This window comes from Micromonospora aurantiaca ATCC 27029, from assembly GCF_000145235.1.
In the GTDB taxonomy this organism is placed as follows: Bacteria; Actinomycetota; Actinomycetes; order Mycobacteriales; family Micromonosporaceae; genus Micromonospora; species Micromonospora aurantiaca.
On record NC_014391.1, the window covers coordinates 4,980,311 to 4,999,648 of the forward strand.

A 19,338-nucleotide genomic window follows, 5' to 3' on the forward strand; every position below is an offset into this window, starting at 1 on the left:
CGCACCGTCGCGTGGGACGCATAACTTTGTCCCCGGTGGTGGTACGGCATTCCCGGTCGGGACGGGTCGGGAATGCTGCGGTGTGGTGCACCGGGTCGCCGGCGGAGCGGATTCCGCGGCCGGCGACCCGGTGCCTGCCGTTTCAGCGCAGGTAGATGTTCGGCGCGGGCGGGGTGCTCATGCCGTCGCCCAGGAAGTAGCCGGGGTGCGGCGGCTGGTTGTAGGCGGTGTTCTGCCAGGCCACCGCCACCCGGTACTGCGGGTCGTGCATCAGCGTCGGCAGGCGCAGCCCGGTGGTCACAGGCGTGCTGTAGATCCGTAGCGCGGTGCTGTCGGAGGTGCGCCAGACGACCTCCTCGCGCCAGTCGCCGAGCAGGTCCGCGGAGAGCGCCGGGGTGGACTTGGTGCCGTTGTTCGAGGCGACGCCGCTGCCGGTGAGCAGCCGGGTGTCGCCGCCGGTGCCGTACTTGTCGATCTTCGTGGCGTCGAGCAGCTCCCGGACCGGGTCGCCGTCCCACCAGATCAGGAAGTTCGCCGACGACGGTTTGCGCCCGACGTTCTGGCCCCGGGTGTTCAGAAGCCCGTCGACAGCCGACGACCAGGACTCGGCACCCGGGCTGCCCGCCCAGACGTCGCCGGAGACGCCGCGGCCGTTGTCGCCGCTCGGCGCGGTCTGCCAGATGATCTGCCCGGTACGCGCGTCGGCCATCCAGGAGCTGGGCTTGCTGCCGTCCTCGTCGACCTTGAACACCTCCAGGCCCGCGCGGGAGGGGTCGAGGTCGCCGACGTGCAGGGCGTCGCCGTGGCCGTTGCCGGTGGAGTACAGCAGCCGGCCGTTGTCGTCGATGGTGGCGGCGCCGTACACGATCTCCTGGCGGCCGTCGTTGTCCACGTCGGCCACGGAGAGCTGGTGGTTGCCCTGGCCGGCGGCGGCGCCGTTGCCGGAGGCGTTCGAGTCGAACGTCCAGCGCTTGCGCAGCGTGCCGTCGCGGAAGTCCCAGGCCGCGACGACGGCCCTGGTGTAGTAGCCGCGCGCCATGATCAGCGAGGGGCGCTGCCCGTCCAGGTACGCGGTGCCGGCGAGGAACCGGTCGACCCGGTTGCCGTACGAGTCGCCCCAGGACGAGACGGTGCCGCGCGGCGGGTCGTAGTCGACAGTGGACAGCGCCGCGCCGGTGCGGCCGTCGAACATGGTCAGGTACTCCGGTCCGGCGAGCACGTAGCCGCTGGAGTTGCGGTGGTCGGCCGAGCCGTTGCCGATCACCTGGCCGGTGCCGGAGCGGGTGCCGTCGGCGGTCTTCACGGCCACCTCGGCGTCCCCGTCGCCGTCGTAGTCGTACACCTGGAACTGGGTGTAGTGGGCGCCGGCGCGGATGTTGCGGCCGAGGTCGATGCGCCACAGCCGGGTGCCGGTGAGCGTGTACGCGTCGATGTAGACGTTGCCGGTGTAGCCGGACTGCGAGTTGTCCTTGGCGTTCGACGGATCCCACTTGAGCACGAACTCGTAGCGGCCGTCGCCGTCGAGGTCACCGACGCTCGCGTCGTTCGCCGCGTAGCTGTACCCCTCCCCGGACGGGGTGGTGCCGCCGGGCGGCGGCTGGATCGGCACGTCCAGGTAACCGTTGGCGAACTGGAGCGCCGGGGCGGACGCCGCCTGCTCGGCGCCGTTCACCACGGCCCGCACGGTGTACGCCGATCCGGCCGCCGCGCCGCTGTCCAGGTACGTGGTGGCGCCGGTGATCGGACTGCCGTTGACCTTGGTACCGCCCCGGTAGAGGTTGAACGAGACCCCCGTCGTCTCGGTGCCGAGCAGCCGCCAGGAGACCAGGTTCCCGCTGCCGGAGCGGACGCTGATCAGGCCCCGGTCGAGGTCCTCCATCTGCTTCGCGCCGGCCGGCGGGGTGGTCGGCGGCGGCGTGGTGGGCGGGGGTGTGGACGGCGGTGGCGTGGTGGGCGCGGGCGTGCTCGGTGGTGGCGTCGACGGTGGCGCGCTGGTGGACGGCGCGCCGGTGCAGGCGGTGCCGTTGAGCGTGAACGCGGCCGGAACCGGGTTCGACGCGTTGTTCCACGAGCCGTTGAAGCCGAAGTTCGCGGTGCCGCCGGTGCCGATGGCCGCGTTGTAGCCGGCGTCGCGGGCGCTGACCTGGGCGCCGGACTGGCTGACAGTCGCGTTCCACGCCTGGACGACCTGCTGGCCGGCGGCGAAACTCCAGCCGAGGGTCCAGCCGTTGACCGGATCGCCGAGGTTCGTCACTGTCACGTCGGCGCCGAAGCCGCCGCTCCACTGGTTGGTGATCCGGTAGTCGACCCGGCAGGCGGCGGCAGCCGCCGCGGCGGTCATCGTGGTGAGCGCGCCGGCCGACAGGGTGACCGCCGAAGCCGCGGCGAGCAGCGCGATCCGGCGGCGTGGGGTGGTGAGGTGCACGGGGAATGCCTTTCGCGGAGGTCAGGCACGGGGCGAGCGCCGGCCTGCCCGGACCGGCGAATTCGTGCCCTGACGCGACGAGCGACGTCAACACATCGACGTCCATGATTCGGCTCCGCGCTCCGTCAGCCTAGGTCACCGCTGGACACACCCACAAGCGCCGGACTCACCGGGCACGTCGCACGCGCCCTTCACCCCGTCCCGTCGCGGTGGCGGCCGGCGCGGCGGCACGGCAGGTCGGCGGCACGGCAGGTCGGCGGCACGGCAGAGTCGCGGCGGGCGGCGAGAAGGGACAGCCGACAACCGATATGCCTCTCGGTCATATTTATGACCGAGAGGCATATCGGTTGGAGTGCTTGTGTCTCCGGAGGGCGACACGCCGAGGAACACCCCTCGCGGGTGCGGGGGGCGCGCCCCGGAAAGGCCTGAGGGCTCAGCCTTCGACGGCGGCGGCGAGCTTCCGCGACTCCGCGGCCTCGGCGGACTCCCCCGACGCCGCGGGCTCCGCCGGCGCGGCGGACTCACCCGGCTTGGCGAACTCCGCCGGCTCCGCCGACGCGGCAGGCTCTCCCGCCGGAGCAGGGCCCTCGGCGAGGGCCGCCTCGACTGTGGCGCGTGCCCGGCGGGTACGGCGCAGGGCGCGCACCGCCAGCCCGACGGCGACCAGCCACGCGACGCCGAGCAGCACGTACACCACCACCGGCACCGAGCCGCCCACGCCGCCGGCGCTCAGCAGCGTGCGGGCGTTCGTCAGCACGATCACGCCGCCGATCACGGCGCCGAGCAGCTGGGCGGGGACGATGCGGACCAGCCAGGCCGCGATCGGCGCGGCGATCAGGCCGCCGACCAGGAGAGCGGCCACAGTGGGCAGCAGGAAACCCTCGGAGCCCAGGCCGATGAGGAAGCCGATGCTGGCCGCGCCGGCCACCACGAACTCGGAGGTGTCCACCGAGCCGATGACCTTGCGGGGTTCCATCCGGCCGGAGACGAGCAGCGCCGGGGTGGCGACCGGCCCCCAGCCACCGCCGCCGGTGGCGTCGACGAAGCCGGCGACCAGGCCGAGCGGGGCGAGGAAGCGGCTGCGCAGCCGGCCGGCCGCGCGGTTGGCGCGCAGCGGCCGGGAGAACCGCACCAGCAGGTACGCGCCGAGCGTGAACAGGATGGCGGCCATCCACGGCGCCGCGGCCTCGGTGGAGATGGAGCTGAGGAACGTCGCCCCGGCGAACGCGCCGATCGCGCCGGGCAGCGCGATGCGGCCGACCACCCGCCAGTCGACGTTACCGAATCGCCAGTGCGAGACGCCCGCGGCGAGCGTGGTGCCGATCTCGGCCAGGTGCACCGAGGCGGACGCGGCGGCCGGTGCCACACCGGCGAACAGGAGAAGCGTCGAGGAGGTCAGCCCGTACGCCATGCCGAGCGCGCCGTCGACGAGTTGCGCGGCGAGCCCGACGAGGGCGAGGACCAGCAGCTTGCGCACGAGCGCCCCCTGACTTTTCGGTATCTCCTATCAACTTGGTCGACAATGCGGCACGGAGGCGCCCCGGGTCAAGTCCCCCATCCGGTTGGTAGGAGACGCCGGACGGTGTGCCGGGGTGTGCGGAAGCCGGCGTCAGCTCCAGGCGCGCGGGTCGGCGGCCAGCTCGTTGACCCGGCCGGGCAGCGCGCCGGCGGCCACGTCGGCGATGGTGACCAGCTCGAGGATCTCCCGCTCGCTGGCCCGCAACGCGATCCAGACGTCCTGCAACGCGCGGGCCGCACCCTGGTAGCCGAGCTGTTCCGGGCGCTGCCCGCGTACGTGCGCGAGCGGACCGTCGATGACGCGGATCACCTCGGCCAGGGAGATCTCCCCGGCCGGCCGGGCCAGCCAGTAGCCGCCCTCGGGGCCACGCTGGGCGTGCACGATGCCGCCCCGGCGCAGTTGCAGCAGGATGCTCTCCAGGAACTTCGGCGGGATGTCCTGCGCGCGGGCGATCTGCTCGGCGGTCACCGGCCGGCTCCGCCCAGTGGTCCCCCCGACCGCGACCGAGGCCAGCTCAGCGGCCGCGCGGAGGGCATAGTCGACCCGGGCGGAGAGACGCATACGGCCAGGTTAGTCCGCTGCGGTGCGGGCCGGCCCCCCGACCCGCACCCGGACGATCACCGATCGGGCTCTCAGCCGCCGACGCGCCGCAGCAGCCCCTCCTGGACGGCGCTGGCGATGTGCCGGCCGTCGGTGGTGAACATCCGGCCCGTGGCCAGGCCGCGGGCGCCCGATGCGGACGGGCTCCAGCAGTCGTACAGGAACCACTCGTCGGCGCGGAACGACCTGTGGAACCACAGCGCGTGGTCGAGGCTCGCGCCGACCACACCGCCCGGGCCCCACACCTCGCCGTGCACCGACAGCACCGAGTCCAGCAGGGTCAGGTCGGAGGCGTACGTGAGGGCGCACGCGTGCAGCAGCGGATCGTCCGGCAGCTTGCCGTCCAGGCGCATCCACACCCGCTGGTGCGGTTCGGCCGGGCGGTCGCCGGGGCGGACCCAGCCGGGCTCGCCGACGTAGCGCACGTCGATCGGGCGCGGGATCATCCCCCAGATGCCGAGGCGCTCCGGGTAGCGGGAGAGCCGGTCGGTCATGGTCGGCACGTCGTCCGGGCCGGGTACGTCCGGCGGGAGCGGGGCGTGGTGGTCCAGCCCTTCCTCCTGGCGCTGGAACGACGCCGACATGAAGAAGATCGGCTTGTCGTGCTGCAACGCCACCGAGCGACGCACCGAGAAGGAGCGGCCGTCACGGACGTTCTCCACCTGGTACTCGATCGGCTCGGCCGGGTCGCCGGGGCGCACGAAGTAGCCGTGCAGGGAGTGCACGGCCCGCTCCGCGTCGACGGTGCGGCCGGCTGCGACCAGGGCCTGGCCGGCGACCTGCCCGCCGTAGACCCGCTGCGGACCCACCTGCGGGCTCATCCCCCGGAAGGTCATCTCCCCGGTACGGGCGAGGTCGAGCACCTCCAGCAGCTGGTCGACCGCCGCCTGCCCGGTCGCCACTGCGCCACCACTCACTGGAGGGCTCGCGCCGAAGCGGCGTCGACCAGCGAACCGAGCTGGTGCACGCGCAGCGTGTTGGTGGAGCCGGGGGTGCCGGGCGGGCTGCCCGCCACGATCACCACGTAGTCGCCCGGGTTGGCCCGGTTGAGGCCGAGCAGCGCCTGGTCGACCTGGCGGAACATGTCGTCGGTGTGCTCGACGAACGGCATCAGGAACGTCTCCACGCCCCAGGAGAGCGCGAGCTGGTTGCGCACCTCCGGCACCGGCGTGAACGCCAGCAGCGGCAGGTCGCAGTGCAGCCGGGCCAGCCGCTTGACGGTGTCACCGGTCTGCGAGAACGCGACCATGGCCTTGGCGCCGATGGCCCGGGCGATCGACGAGGCGGCGACCGTGAGCGCGCCGCCGTGCGTACGCGGGTCGTGCTGCAACCGGGGGACGGCGATCGAGCCGGCCTCGGTGGTGGTGATGATCTTCGCCATGGTGCTGACGGTGAGCACCGGGTACTTGCCGACACTCGTCTCGCCGGAGAGCATCACCGCGTCCGCGCCGTCGAGCACCGCGTTGGCCACGTCGGAGGCCTCGGCGCGGGTCGGGCGGGAGTTCTCGATCATCGAGTCGAGCATCTGGGTGGCCACGATGACCGGCTTGGCGTTCTCCCGGCACAGCTGCACGGCACGCTTCTGCACCAGCGGCACCTGGTCCAGCGGCAGTTCGACGCCGAGGTCGCCGCGGGCGACCATGACCCCGTCGAAGGAGAGCACGATCGCCTCCAGGTGATCGACCGCCTCCGGCTTCTCGACCTTGGCCAGGACCGGGCGGCGCACGCCCTCCTCGTCCATGATCGAGTGGACGAGCTTGATGTCCTCCGGCGAGCGGACGAAGGAGAGCGCGACCAGGTCGACGCCGAGGCCGAGGGCGAAGCGCAGGTCCTCGGCGTCCTTGTCGGACAGGGCCGGGACGCTCACCGCGACGTTCGGCAGCGAGACACCCTTGTTGTTGGAGACCGGGCCGCCCTCGGTGACCAGGCACCGGATGTCGTTGCCGGTGACGTCGCTGACCTCGACCGCGACCCGGCCGTCGTCGATCAGCAGCCGGTCGCCCGGCTTCACCTCCTGCGGCAGCTTGCGGTAGGTGCAGGAGACCCGCTCCTTGGTGCCCACCACCTCGTCGCCGGTGATCACGACGGAGTCGCCGGTGCGCCACTCGTGCGGGCCGTCGGCGAACCGGCCCAGCCGGATCTTGGGCCCCTGGAGGTCGGCGAGCACCGCGACCGGGCGCCCGGACGCCTCGGCGGCCTCCCGGACCAACCGGTAGACCGATTCGTGGTCGGCGTGACTGCCGTGGCTGAAGTTGAGCCTCGCCACGTTCATGCCGGCTTCTACGAGCCCGCGGATACGCTCCGGGGAGGCGGTTGCGGGGCCGAGAGTGCAGACGATCTTCGCGCGGCGTGTCACGCCCATCAGGCTAGTCTCTCCTCCGGATCGGCCTCCCGGCCGACCCCTTGCGGACTGCGGAACATTTGTCCAACGACGCGCGTCAACCGCGTGGGCGGGCGGTAGGCGTACCGCACCGGAACGTCGTGTGGCGGGCATCGGCGACCGCGCGGTGAGAAATCGTACCGCTCCCCGTCACGGGCCGGCCGGGGGCACTGTGGGGCCGCCGCGCCCGGCCGTCCGGCCGTGGGCGGGCACTGGGTACGCGGCAGTGGGCGGTGCCGTCGGAGGGGCTCGCTCGGAGCCTCAGCTCTCCGTCTTGACCAGCGGGAACTCCAGTGAGCCGGCCGGGCAGAGGAAGGTGAGCACCTCGACCCGGTAGAGCCCGGCCTGCACCGCCGGGTCGGCCTCCATGACGCTGCGGACGTCGTCCACCGAGCCGGTCCGGGCCAGGCCGAAACCGATCGGCGGGTCGGGTTCCCGGGCCGGGCCGTCGACCGACCCGTCCACGAGCACGATGCCGCGCCGTTGCAGCGCCCGCATGTGCTGGAGGTGCTCGGCCTGCAACCGCTGCACTGTCTCGTCCGGCAGGGCCCGTCCCGAGGGCCCCGGGTAGAGCACGATGCACTCGTACGTGTCCAGCGCGAAGTCGAGCCGTGGCGTCGCGGCCATGCGCACCTCCTGACCACCGTCCCGCCCAGCCTCCCACGGCGGCCCGGTGCGCCGGGGCCGCTCGCCGCAACTGCCGGTGCTTCGCCGCCACGATTCGGGGAATGTCCAGGGGTCGGGGCGCAGCACCGCCCCGCGAGGTACGTACGAGCACAGGAGGACCGCGAATGGCCACCAGCACCCAGCCCGCCAAGGCGTCGGGCAGCTACCGGATCGGTGGCGACCTGCCGGTCGACCGCCTCGGCTACGGGGCGATGCAGCTCACCGGCCCCGGCGTGTGGGGCGACCCGAAGGACCCGGCCGAGGCGGTGCGGGTGCTGCGCCGCGCGTACGAGTTGGGCGTCACGTTCATCGACACCGCCGACTCGTACGGGCCGTTCGTCAGCGAGCTGCTGATCCGCGAGGCGCTGCACCCGTACGCCGACGACCTGGTCATCGCGACGAAGGCCGGGCTGACCCGCTCCGGCCCGGACGACTGGCGGCCGGTGGGCCGCCCGGAGTACCTGCGCCAGCAGTGCGAGCTGAGCCTGCGCCACCTGGGCCTGGACTGCATCCCGCTCTACCAGCTGCACCGCATCGACGCGAAGGTGCCACTGGCCGACCAGCTCGGCGAGCTGGCGCTGCTGCGCCAGGAGGGCAAGATCCGGCACCTCGGGCTGTCCCAGGTCAGCGTCGAGGAGATCGAGGCGGCCCGGGCGATCGCGCCGATCGTGTCCGTGCAGAACCTCTACAACCTGGCCGACCGCAGCGCGGAGACCGTGCTGGAGCACTGCGAGCGCCACGACCTGGCGTTCATCCCGTGGTTCCCGATCGCCACCGGCAACCTGGCCCGGCCCGGCGGCCCGCTCGACGCGATCTCGACCTCGCACGGCGCCACCCCGGCGCAGCTCGCGCTGGCCTGGCTGCTGCGCCGGTCGCCGGTGATGCTGCCGATCCCCGGTACCTCGTCGGTGGCGCACCTGGAGGAGAACGTGGCGGCGGCCGAGGTGGAGCTGACCGACGACGAGTTCGAGGCGCTGGCCAAGGCAACCTGAGCCGGCCGCCGTACCTCCGCCGACCCGCCCCTTTCGCGGACTGTGATCGAGCAACTACTGTCAGAGGGATTCTCGCGAGTGGGGGTCCGCTGTGGAGGAGTTCGACTACGTCATCGTGGGGGCCGGCGCGGCGGGGTGCGTGCTGGCGAACCGCCTCACCGAGGATCCGGGGACGCGGGTGCTGCTGCTGGAGGCGGGCGGCTGGGACCGCAGCCCGTACGTGCGGGTGCCGAAGGCGTTCTCCCGGCTGATGGACGACCAGCGCACCGCCTGGCACTACCCGGCCACCACCGGGCCGGGCCGCCAGGAGATCTGGCAGCGCGGACGGATGATCGGCGGCTCCACGTCGGTGAACGGCATGATCTGGAGCCGCGGCGCGGCCCGGGACTGGGACGCCCTCGAACCGCTGGGCTGGGGCTGGTCGGCGATGCGGCGGGTGTTCCCGCAGTTGGAGGACCACCCGCTCGGGCCCGCGCCGCATCGGGGCACCGGCGGTCCGGTGCGGCTGTCCGTCGCCACCGGCACCGACCCGCTCGCCGAGGAGATGGTGGCCACCGGCGCCGAACTGGGCTGGCGCCGCGCCGACGACCTGGACGCCCACGACGACGAGCGGATCGGCTACCCCACCGCCACGATCCGCGCCGGACGCCGGGTCAGCGCCGCGGACGCGTTCCTCCACCCGGTGCGGCGCCGGCCCAACCTGACCGTCGAGGTCGGCGCCGTCGTCCTGCGGGTGCTCGTCGAGGGCGGCCGCGCCACAGGTGTACGGGTGGCGCGCGGCGGCGGGGAGACCACGTACCGGGCGGCGGGTGAGGTGATCCTCGCCGCGGGCGCCCTGGCCACCCCGCACCTGTTGCAGGTCTCCGGCATCGGCCCGGCGGACACGCTGCGCGCGGCCGGAGTGCCGGTACTGCTCGACCGGCCCCGGGTCGGCGCAGGGCTGCGCGAGCACCGGTCGATCGTGCTCCAGTACCGCCTCGCCGAACCCGGCGGCCACAACATGACCATCGGCAGCCCGCTCGGGCAGGCCCGGGCGACGCTGCGCTGGCTGCTCACCCGGGGCGGACCGCTCGCCCTGCCGGTGCTGGACGTGGCGGCCCACCTCAAGTCCCGGCCGGAGCTGGATCGCCCGGACGCGCACCTGCTGATGGCGCCGTTCTCGGCCGCCCCGCCGCGCCCCGGCAAGGCGCTGGAGCTGGAGCGGGAGCCGGGCCTGATGTGCCTGGGCACCGTCACCCGGCCGGACAGCGAGGGCAGCCTGACGATCACCGACGCGGACCCGCGTACGCCGCCGGCCATCGTGGCGAACTACCTCACCACGGAGCACGACCGGCGGGTGGCGGTGGACCTGTTCCGCCGGATGCGGGAGTTCTTCGGCACCGGCCCGATCGCGAAGCGCATCCAGGCCGAGACGGTGCCCGGAACGGCGACCACTACCGACGCGGAGATCGTCGAGGCGGCTGTGGCACGCGGCTACTGCGGTTACCACGCGATCGGCACCTGCGCGATGGGCACCGGCGACGAGCACGTGGTCGACCAGCGGTTGCGGGTACGCGGCGTGGACGGGCTGCGGGTGGTCGACGCGTCGGTGCTGCCGGTGATGGTGGCCGGCTGGACCAGCGCCCCGGTGACCGCGCTGGCCTGGCGGGCCGCCGACGTGATCAGGGGACGGGACGCGGACTGACCGCCCGGACCCGGGCGGACGTGCCCGGACCCGCGCGACGGCGGGTCCGGGCACGTGGCTCAGACCGCGAAGCAGTTCGGCTGGACCGGGGCGCCGGCGAGCACCTGGCGCACCGCCGTGTACGTGGTGCCGTCCAGCACCAGCCCGAGGTGGCCGACGACCCGCAGCGGGCACCAGGCCTGCACCAGGATGTTCGTCGCGCCGTCGGCGAGCACGGCGTTGTCGACCGGCCGGACCAGCTCGTCCTGCCAGGTGCGCACGGTGGCCCAGCGGACCGGGCCGGGCGTGTCGTCCCCGGCGTTGAGGTCGGCGAGGAAGCTCGACCCGATGGTCATCTGCTGGCAGGCGATCACCCCGGCGCAGCTGCCCAGCCCGAGGACGGCGACCAGGTTCGCGACGTAGGTCCCGTACTGCGGGCTGCCCAGGCTGACGTACTGGTCGACGGTGGCCGCGCCGCCGAGGTACTTGACGTACCAGCGGCTGACCAGCCCGCCCTCGGAGTGGCCGACCAGGTCGACGCGGGCCGCGCCGGTGGTGGCGCGCACTCGGTCCACGTAGGACGACAACGCCCGGGCGGACTCGCGGATGTCGCCGAGACCGAGGTTCGGCAACTGGAAGATCGAGACCCGGTAGCCGTCGGCGCGCAGCCGGGCAGCGATCGGCTCGTACGCGATGGAGATTCCACTCAGGCCACCGACCACGATCACCGGGTCGGCGGCCGCGGCGGCGGCCCGTTGCGCGGCGGTGGCGGCGGCGGCCGTGTTCGACGGGGCGGCGGGTTCGGCGGTGGCGGCCTGGGCGGCGGCCGGGACGAGCAGGACGGTGGCGGCGGTGGTGGCGGCCAGGATCGTTCGGAGCAGCATGGGCTGCACCTCCGGGGGGAGGCACCCGGGCGGACCCGGGGGGGACGGGTGGGATCCGATCGATCGTGGTCACGATGATGCGTGTCCGATTTCACACACGTCAATGAAAAGTTACGCCCCGGTAACCCTTGTCGCGCCCTCAGCGCAAACCGGCATGCCGGACCGGGCTCAGTTGCCCAGCGCCTGGACCTTCGCGATGGTCTCCTGCACGTGCTGCCGGGCCGGCTCCCCGCCCTGCGCGGCCTGCGCCAGCGCCTGCCGGTAGGAGTCGATGACCCCGATCAGCGGGCCCGCCGTGGCCCCCTCCAGCGCGCCCGCCACCAGCGCCCGCGCCTCGGCCGCGTCCTGCGCGGCAGCGGCGGTGCGCGCCTTGGCCTCGTCCAGCTTCTGTGCCGCCGCCGCCAGCCTGGCGATGATCTCCGCCGCGCTCACACGCCCTCCCCCAGCTCACCCGCCCCGGAAGCCTACCTCCCCACCCCGCCCTCCCACCTTCGCGATCTTGCAGTTTCCGCCCGTCCAAAAGCCACCAATGCCGCACCTCGGGGGCCGCAACTCCATGATCGACGGAGCGGTAGGGGCGAGGTCAGCGGAGGAGGCGGAACAGGAGGAGGTAGAGGCAGAAGAAGGACGGGGAGACCAGCGCGCAGATCACGAAACCCAGCGGCACGTACCGTCCGGCCGGGGGCGCGTCGCCCTCCACCGCCGGGCGGCCCCAGCGGGCGAGCACCACCTGACCGGCCACGAAGGACATCAACGGCACGCCCGCGCAGCTCAGCGCCGCCACCAGGTCCAGCCCGCTCACCGGCAGCGACGAACCCACTATCGCGATCAGCATCAGCAGCGAACCGGCGAGCGCGCAGCCCGCGTACACCACCACCGCCCGCGCCGGCGCGGACCAGGTGGGCAGCAGCACCGGCGTGCGGGCCAGCGCGTCGGCCTGCTGCCCGAACACGTCGGCCTCCTCGGCGAGCCGCCCCGCCGCCGCCAGCTCCCCCGCCGGATCGCCGGCCCGCGGCGCCGGAACACCACCCGATGGGTACGCCCCGACCTCCGGCCGCCCCGGCACGTCGGCTACGCCGCCGGTCACCCCGTCCCCCGGTCCGGGCGCGGGACCTGGTGCTCCCCCACCGGCCACCATCGCCGGTGCCGGCGCCTCCGCCGGGACCGACGTCATCGGCACGCCGATCGCCTGCCCGAGCCGGTCGAGGTGCTGGCCCTGGGCGGTGAGCCGCTGCCCGAGCGTGTCGACGGCGGACTGGAGGCCGCGGCGGCGCTCCGCCTCGGCGGCGATCTCCCGCTCCCCACCCCGCTGCCGGGTGGACAGCTCCCGCAGCAGCGCCGCGTACTCGTCGAACCCACTCATGTGCTGTCCCCCCCGGCCGCGAACGGCACGATCAGCGCGGTGCGGTGCTCGTGCCGGTCGACGAGCAGAGCACGGCCCTCACGCGGGACGTACGCGAGGTCGTGCACGCCGAGGTGCAGGCCCAGGTCGGCGGCGGGCACGTTGAGCGCGACCAGGCCCGTCACGTCGTCACGGTGCCCGCTGCCGCCGAGGTCGTCGGCGAGCCGGCGCAGCCCGCGCCACCAGCCGAGCACGTGCACACCGCGCGCGGGGCCCTGGCGCAGCACGGCGCGCAGGTCGTCGTACCCGGAGCGGAACGTCGCCGGGTCGGAGGCGGCCAGCGTCGTGGCGGCGGCGTCCATCCCGAACACCACCAGGTAGGTGCGCCCGGAATCCGGGGCGTCGCCGGTCGCGGCCTCGGCGAGCTGGGCGCGCAGCGCGGCGGCGTCCAGGCGCCGGACCTGGTGCCCGGCGGCGGCGAGCGTCATGGCCAGGTCGTCGGCGGCGTCGGTGGTGCCGGGCGCCAGCGGCGCGAACAGGAACCGGGCGGCGCCGGGTGCGTGCTGGCGGGCGAGGGACAGGGTCGCCGACCGGAGCACGTCCGCGCCGGCCGTCGACGTGCCGACCACTGCCAGGTGCCGGCCCGGGCTGGCGTCGAGCGCGAAGCCGGCCGGGCTGCCGGGGACGTCGACCACGCGGCCGACGAGCGCGTACGGCGGGCCGGCGCCCGGCGTCAGCGCCGTCCAGGCGGGGTCGCCGGTGAGCCGGGGCGTCTCGTGTCCCCGGAAGACGGCCGGCGGGCGCGCCCCGGCCGGGCGGGCCGCGTGCAGCTCGTGGCGCAGCGCGGCGAGGTCGGCCGAGGCGGCGTGCGCGTCGGGGAACCGCACCTCCACGTCCGCGCCGGGCGCGCCCGCGCCGGTGTTCACCACTGCCGTGCCGACTGTGAGCCCGCGCGCGGCGTCGTTGCGCGGGTCCAGCACGGCGTCGCCGCCTGGTAGCGCGATCCGCAGCGGGAACTGCCCGAAGATGGCCTCGGCCCGGCCGTAGAGCGCCTCGATCCCGGTGGTGCTCTGGCTCGCCAGCACCAGGTGCAGGCCGTACGAGCGGCCCTTGCGGGCCAGTTCCTCGATCAGGTCGACGGCCTGCCGGGCCAGCGCGTCGTTGCCGGCGAACAGCACGTGGAACTCGTCGACGACTGTGACGATCCGGGGTGGCCGGGCGTTCGGCGGCAGATCCGCGAGCCGGCTGACCCCGTGCCGCTTGAGCAGGTCGGCGCGGCGGCCCAGTTCGGCGCGCAGCTCGCGCAGCACCGCCACGCCGTACTCGCGGTCGGACTCGATGCCCACCGCGTCGGCGTGCGGCAGCCAGGACGGGTCACGGTCGGTGGGCACGAACTCGGTGAAGCTGACGCCCTCCTTGAAGTCGAGCAGCATCAACCGCAGCTCGGCCGGGGAGTAGCGGGCGGCCAGCCCGTAGAGCACGTCGAGCAGCAGGACGGTCTTGCCGGCGCCGGTCCGCCCGCCCACCAGCCAGTGCGGGGTGGCGTCGTCGAACGCGACGCTCAGCGGCCGGCGGCCGGCCCGACCGAGCACGGTACGCAGCCCGGAGGCGGCGGACCCGGCCCAGCGCTGCGCGGGCAGCAGGTCGGTGAACGTGACGCCGTCCTGATCGGCGGCCTCGGCGTACCGGCGGGCCAGCGCGGTCACAGTGGCGTGCGACGGGTCGCCGTCGAGCACCACCGGAGCGGCCAGCCCGCTGCCGTCGGTGCTGAACGGACGCCCCGGCGGGTCACCGACGAGCGTGTACCGCTCGGTGACGCGCAGCTGGGTGGTGGCGCCCAGCGGCGGAGCCGCGCTCGGCCCGGCCGGTGGGTGGCCGGCCAGCAGCACGCAGACGGCTGCGGCCGGGCCGGCGTGGGTGAGCGCGGCGAGCCGGGCCAGTTCCCGGGGCGGTGGCGCGGACGCGGCGACCACCACCAGCAGCTCGCGGTCCTCCGGCGCGGACCGCTGGGCGGTACGTGCGTGCCGCTCGGCCAGGTCGAGCAGGGCCGTCGTCTCCGCCTCGGTGGTCGCCGCCGCGGCGAGCACCCCGGCGTCCTGGAGCGGGCGCAACGGCAGGAACGCCGCGCCGAAGGCGGCCTGGTCGATGCCGGCCACCCGGATCGCGCCGGCCGGAGCGGCGGTCAGCAGCCGTACCACCACCGCCCGCAGCAGCTCGCCGACGCGCGGGTCACGGGCGTCCGCGTCGACGGCCAGGTGCGCGCCCGCGCCGACCGGCACGAGCACCGGGAACGCGCCGTCGACAGTGGTCGCGGCGCCGAGGCGTACCGGAACGGGGTGGGTGGCGACGCGGGCGGTGCCGGGCACCGCGGCGGCCAGCTCACCGCCGAGGCGGGCCAGCCGCGCGACCAGCTCGGGGCTGCCCACCGGCGCCGGGCCCGCGGCGCCCAGCAGCCGCCGGGCCGCCTCCCAGTGCCGCACCGCCTGCCGATGCCGATCGACCGCCTGCCGGTACGCCGCCGCGAGTCTGCCCACCGTCCGCCCTCCGACGTTTGCGATCGAAGGGAACCCTAACGGACGCGCGCCGCACCGGCACGGGGCGCTCCGCACCGGGGATTCGTCCACTGTTCACCCGGCTACGGACGGGCGCGCCGCACGCCGTTCCCCCGGCCCGGTTTGCCTTCCCCCAGGCAATCGTGCGCACAGGAAGGCGACGACGTGACCACCTCACCTCTTCCCCGGCGGTCCCTGCTGCGCGGCGGCGTGGTCGGCGGACTCGGCATCATGGTGGCCGGCAGCCTGGAGGCGATCGCCGGACCGGCGGCGGCCCGGCCCGCGTGCCGCCCCGCCGTCGGCTACGGCGACCTGGTGCCGGACCCGGCCGGCCTGCTGGCGCTGCCGCCGGGCTTCTCGTACACGGTCGTCGCGCAGGCGGGCGCGACGCTGCTGGAGTCCGGGCAGCCCACCCCGAGCGACGCGGACGGCACCGGCTGCTTCCGCGGCCCGCACGGCTCGGTGCTGGTGAACAACCACGAGATCGGCGGCGACGAGCCGTACCCGGTGCCGGCGCTGCCCGGCCTCACCTACGACCCGGGCGCCCGCGGCGGCACCACCACCATCGAGGTGGACCGGCACGGGCGGCGGCTGCGCGAGTACGTGAGCGTGGCCGGCACGCACAACAACTGCGCCGGTGGCATCACCCCGTGGGGCACGTGGCTGACCTGCGAGGAGACCGAGCAGCGGGCCGGTGGGCGGTTCCTGAAGGACCACGGGTACGTCTTCGAGGTCGACCCGCACGACCGGTCCGCCAACACCGACCCGGTGCCGCTGACGTTCCTCGGGCGGTACTCGCACGAGGCGGTGGCCGTCGACCCGTACACGCACTCGATCTACCTGACCGAGGACGCGAGCGGGCCCAACGGCCTGTACTTCCGGTGGACGCCGCCGCCCGGCTTCCGGGCCGGCAAGGGCGCGCTGCGGGCGCTGGCCCAGCGGCCCGACGGCGGCACCGCCGGCAGCCTCGCGGCGATGCGCTGCCTGCGCGGCGACGACCACGTGGCCGACCTGTCCGAGGCCACCACGCCCGGCACCCGCTACCGGGTGGAGTGGGTCGAGGTGCCGGACCGCGACGCCCGGACCGTGTCGGTACGCAAGCAGTTCACCGACGCCGAGGTGACCCGCAGCCGCAAGCTGGAGGGCGCCTGGTGGGGCGACGGCGGCGCGTACTTCGTGGCCAGCTACGCCCGACACGACGACGGCAGCGCCAACGAGCACGACGGGCAGGTGTGGTTCTACGACCCGCGCCGCCAGACCGTGACGCTGAAGACCATCTTCGGGGTGAACACCGACCCGGAGGCCGACACCGGCAACTACGACGGGCCGGACAACATCACCGTGTCGCCGTACGGCGGGGTGATCCTGGCCGAGGACGGCGAGGGCGTGTCGCACCTGGTCGGCGTCACCGAGCAGGGCAAGGCGTATCCGCTGGCCCGCAACGAACTGAACGACAGCGAGTTCACCGGGCCGACGTTCAGCGCGGACGGGAAGACGCTGTTCGCCAACATCCAGTCACCGGGGTACGTGTTCGCGATCACCGGACCGTGGGGGCGGCCTGGTAACGGGCACCGCTGAGCGGGTGGCCGGCGGTTCCCGGGCGGGAGCCGCCGGCCGATCCGCCTCTCCTCGGCGATCTTGCACCTGCGGCCCCGAAGAATGGGTGCATGAGCCGCATTTCGCCGCCCGAAAGTGCAAGATCGGCGCACTGGACCGCGCCGACGGTTGTCCGCGCGACGCTCTCGGCGATCGCGGAGTACGGCGGGGTCGGCTGAACCCGGCCGCACCCGCCCCTTCCTCCCGCACAGAGCAGCCCTTGATGCGTCACGTCAACAAACGGCCGGACGTATCAATTCATGCCCGCCGGCGGGCGCAGGCCGTCCAGCGCGATGGCCAGGACGCGGTCCCGCTGGGCCGGGTCCGGGAACTGGTACGCGGCGAGGCCGCTGATCAGCCGGATCACGTCGTCGAAGCCGGCGTCCGGCCGAGCTTCCCCGGCGGCCTGGGCGCGGCGCAGCAGCGGCTCGCCGGTCGCGTAGATCTCGGTGCGGCAGCTGCGGAACACCTCGGAGTCGTGCACCAGCTCCTCGGCCAGCGCCCGCTTGGTGGCCACGTAGGCGACGAACCGGTGCAGCCAGCCGACCAGGGCGTCCCACGGGGGCTCGTCGGCCAGGTCGGCGGCGGAGGCGCTGAGCGCGCGCACCTCCTCGACGTAGACCGCCTCGAAGAGGTCCCGCCGCTGCGGGAAGTTGCGGTAGAGCGTGCCGATGCCCACGCCCGCCCGGCGGGCGATCTCCTCCAGCGACGCGCCCGCGCCGTGCTCGCCGAAGACCTCGCGGGCGGCGGCGATCAGCGCGTCGTAGTTGCGGCGGGCGTCGGCCCGCTTGGGGCGGCGCGCGAAGACCTCGCCGGACACGTCGGCGTCAGCCATGAGGCGCGTCACCCCTTCCGCCTTGCAACCGGAGGCACCCCTCCGCTAGGTTAATGGAGGCAAGCCTCCGGTTACTGACCGGAGCCACCCCTCCGGATAGCTTACTCCGGACTTCCGGCCGCCCTCCGGCCACGCGATCCTCGCGCCACGACACGGACCCGGGAGGTCCCACCATGCCCGCCGACCGCTGAGCGCCCGCACGACCCGGCCGCCACCGCCGCACGACTGCGCGAGCGGCCGCCAGTCTCGTACCGACAACGGGGAGTTCTCCCACATGATCCACTCATCAGGGCGCGGCTCGCGCCGACTCACCTTCCTCGTGCTGGCCGCCGGCACCGGATTCTTCGCGATGCTCCAGTCGCTGATCACGCCGGTGCTGCCCACCATCCAGCACGACCTGCACACCTCGCCCAACACGGTGACCTGGGTGCTCACCGCGTACCTGCTCTCCGCGTCCGTCTTCACGCCGATCGTCGGCCGCATCGGCGACATGGTCGGCAAGGAGAAGACGCTCGTCTTCTCGCTCGCCGCGCTCGCGCTGGGCTGCCTGCTGGCAGCCGTCGCCCCCAGCATCGGCGTGCTGATCGCCGCCCGCGTGGTGCAGGGCATCGGCGGCGCCGTCTTCCCGCTCTCGTTCGGCATCATCCGCGACGAGTTCCCGGCCGCCCGGGTCAGCTCGGCGGTGGCCTCGATCTCCGCGGTCGTGGCAGTCGGCGGCGGGCTGGGCGTGGTGCTGGCCGGGCCGATCGTGGCCACCCTGGGCTACCGGTGGCTGTTCTGGATCCCGCTGGTGGTGGTCGGGCTGACCGCGCTCGCCGCGCACCGGTTCGTGCCGCGCTCGCCGGTACGCACCCCGGGCCGGATCAACTGGCTCAGCGCCGTACTCCTGTCCGGCTGGCTGGTGGCGCTGCTGCTGCCGGTCAGCAAGGGCGCCGCGTGGGGTTGGGGCTCCGGCCGGGTGGTCGGACTGCTGGCGCTGGCCGCGGCGCTCGCGGCCGCCTGGCTGGCGACCGAGGCCCGGGCCGCGAACCCGCTGATCGACCTGCGGATGATGCGCCTGCCCGCGGTCTGGACCACGAACCTCGTCGGGCTGCTCTACGGCGCCTCGATGTTCGCCGTCTACGCGTTCCTGCCGCAGTTCGCGCAGATCCCGACCAGCGCCGGCTACGGCTTCGGCGCCAGCGTCACCCAGGCCGGGCTGCTGATGCTGCCGATGCTCGTCGGCATGTTCGTGGCCGGCCTGCTGGCCGGACGGCTGCAGTCCCGGTTCAGCGCCAAGGCGCAGCTGAGCACCGGCGCGGTGTTCAACGTGGCGGCCGCCGCCATGCTGACCGTCGCGCACGACACCCGCTGGCAGGTCGGGATCGCCGGCGGTCTGGTGGGCCTCGGCATCGGGCTGGCGTTCGCCTCGATGGCCAACCTGATCGTGGCGAACGTGCCGGCCGGGCAGACCGGCGCGGCGACCGGCATGAACGCCAACATCCGTACCATCGGCGGCGCGATCGGCGCGGCGCTCGCCAGTGCCGTGATCACCGCGAATCCGCAGCCGAGCGGGCTGCCCCGGGAGGCCGGTTTCACGGCGGGCTTCCTGCTGCTCACCGGCATCTCGGTGGCCGCGGCGCTGGCCGCGCTCGCCGTACCCTCCGGTCGCCGCCGGTGGCCCCGGCGGCGGATCGGGCCGGCGGTGCCGGACCTGGCGCCGGTGCCGGCCGCGGAGCTGGTCCCGGCCCGCTGACCTCAAGGGGTACGAGCAGACGAGAGCCCCGCCCGGCGCGTGCCGGGCGGGGCTCCGCGGTGCCGGCCGCCTTCGCGGCTACGGTCCGAGCGGCGCGAGAAATGATCCTTGCCTCCCTGGCTGCCCAGCACGGCGACCTCGAACCCCAA

15 protein-coding genes are annotated in these 19,338 nt (G+C 74.1%); 4 read left to right on the plus strand and 11 right to left on the minus strand.

Annotation, left to right across the window (positions count from 1 at the left end; translation table 11 throughout):
* Positions 1–142: 142 nt before the first annotated feature.
* The 6 genes from MICAU_RS21900 to MICAU_RS21925 all read right to left on the minus strand — a co-directional run bounded on the left by MICAU_RS21900 (position 143) and on the right by MICAU_RS21925 (position 7,551).
* Positions 143–2,425, minus strand: a complete 2,283-nt coding sequence (locus tag MICAU_RS21900; protein ID WP_013287527.1) for a rhamnogalacturonan lyase family protein — start codon at positions 2,423–2,425, stop codon at positions 143–145.
* Between the two features lie 433 nt (positions 2,426–2,858).
* Positions 2,859–3,902 (minus strand): sulfite exporter TauE/SafE family protein, encoded by a 1,044-nt coding sequence (locus MICAU_RS21905; protein ID WP_013287528.1) that lies wholly within the window; start codon positions 3,900–3,902, stop codon positions 2,859–2,861.
* A gap of 132 nt (positions 3,903–4,034) precedes the next feature.
* A complete protein-coding gene (locus MICAU_RS21910) occupies positions 4,035–4,505 on the minus strand; it encodes an RrF2 family transcriptional regulator (RefSeq protein ID WP_013287529.1) in 471 nt (156 codons plus the stop codon).
* A gap of 71 nt (positions 4,506–4,576) precedes the next feature.
* The gene (locus MICAU_RS21915; protein WP_013287530.1) at positions 4,577–5,446 is read right to left on the minus strand and encodes an acyl-CoA thioesterase; all 870 of its coding nucleotides are present in this window, start codon (positions 5,444–5,446) and stop codon (positions 4,577–4,579) included.
* 11 nt (positions 5,447–5,457) lie between these two features.
* Positions 5,458–6,906, minus strand: coding sequence for a pyruvate kinase (pyk, locus tag MICAU_RS21920; RefSeq protein WP_013287531.1), 1,449 nt, complete (start codon positions 6,904–6,906; stop codon positions 5,458–5,460).
* Between the two features lie 279 nt (positions 6,907–7,185).
* On the minus strand, positions 7,186–7,551 hold the full coding sequence (locus tag MICAU_RS21925) for a YciI family protein (protein WP_013287532.1): 366 nt from the start codon (positions 7,549–7,551) through the stop codon (positions 7,186–7,188).
* A 164-nt stretch (positions 7,552–7,715) separates the two neighbouring features.
* Between MICAU_RS21925 and MICAU_RS21930 the strand changes: the two genes are divergently transcribed.
* Together MICAU_RS21930 and MICAU_RS21935 are read left to right on the plus strand one after the other, a co-directional pair.
* Positions 7,716–8,582 (plus strand): aldo/keto reductase, encoded by an 867-nt coding sequence (locus MICAU_RS21930; RefSeq protein WP_013287533.1) that lies wholly within the window; start codon positions 7,716–7,718, stop codon positions 8,580–8,582.
* Positions 8,583–8,673: 91 nt separating this feature from the next.
* Positions 8,674–10,266 (plus strand): GMC family oxidoreductase, encoded by a 1,593-nt coding sequence (locus tag MICAU_RS21935; protein ID WP_013287534.1) that lies wholly within the window; start codon positions 8,674–8,676, stop codon positions 10,264–10,266.
* 59 nt (positions 10,267–10,325) lie between these two features.
* Here the strand turns inward: MICAU_RS21935 and MICAU_RS21940 are convergent, their stop codons facing one another.
* From MICAU_RS21940 to MICAU_RS21955, 4 genes are all read right to left on the minus strand, one after another.
* Positions 10,326–11,129 carry a lipase family alpha/beta hydrolase gene (locus MICAU_RS21940; protein WP_013287535.1) on the minus strand — a complete coding sequence of 268 codons (804 nt, stop codon included), beginning with the start codon at positions 11,127–11,129 and terminating at the stop codon, positions 10,326–10,328.
* Positions 11,130–11,297: 168 nt separating this feature from the next.
* Positions 11,298–11,561: a DUF6244 family protein gene (locus MICAU_RS21945; RefSeq protein ID WP_013287536.1), complete on the minus strand. Its 264-nt coding sequence runs from the start codon at positions 11,559–11,561 to the stop codon at positions 11,298–11,300.
* Positions 11,562–11,712: 151 nt separating this feature from the next.
* Positions 11,713–12,492: a hypothetical protein gene (locus MICAU_RS21950; RefSeq protein WP_013287537.1), complete on the minus strand. Its 780-nt coding sequence runs from the start codon at positions 12,490–12,492 to the stop codon at positions 11,713–11,715.
* Entirely contained in the window at positions 12,489–15,005 is a 2,517-nt protein-coding gene (locus MICAU_RS21955; RefSeq protein WP_013287538.1) for an FtsK/SpoIIIE domain-containing protein, read from the minus strand. The genes MICAU_RS21950 and MICAU_RS21955 overlap by 4 nt, the downstream gene beginning before the upstream one ends.
* A 183-nt stretch (positions 15,006–15,188) precedes the next feature.
* Here MICAU_RS21955 and MICAU_RS21960 point away from each other — a divergent pair, with 183 nt between their 5' ends.
* Positions 15,189–16,601 carry an alkaline phosphatase PhoX gene (locus MICAU_RS21960; protein WP_013287539.1) on the plus strand — a complete coding sequence of 471 codons (1,413 nt, stop codon included), beginning with the start codon at positions 15,189–15,191 and terminating at the stop codon, positions 16,599–16,601.
* 271 nt (positions 16,602–16,872) lie between these two features.
* On the opposite strand, the gene MICAU_RS21965 is transcribed toward MICAU_RS21960, so the two are convergent.
* Positions 16,873–17,454, minus strand: coding sequence for a TetR/AcrR family transcriptional regulator (locus tag MICAU_RS21965; RefSeq protein WP_030271987.1), 582 nt, complete (start codon positions 17,452–17,454; stop codon positions 16,873–16,875).
* 274 nt (positions 17,455–17,728) lie between these two features.
* Between MICAU_RS21965 and MICAU_RS21970 the strand changes: the two genes are divergently transcribed.
* Positions 17,729–19,189 carry an MFS transporter gene (locus MICAU_RS21970; RefSeq protein WP_013287541.1) on the plus strand — a complete coding sequence of 487 codons (1,461 nt, stop codon included), beginning with the start codon at positions 17,729–17,731 and terminating at the stop codon, positions 19,187–19,189.
* The last annotated feature ends 149 nt before the right edge of the window (positions 19,190–19,338 follow it).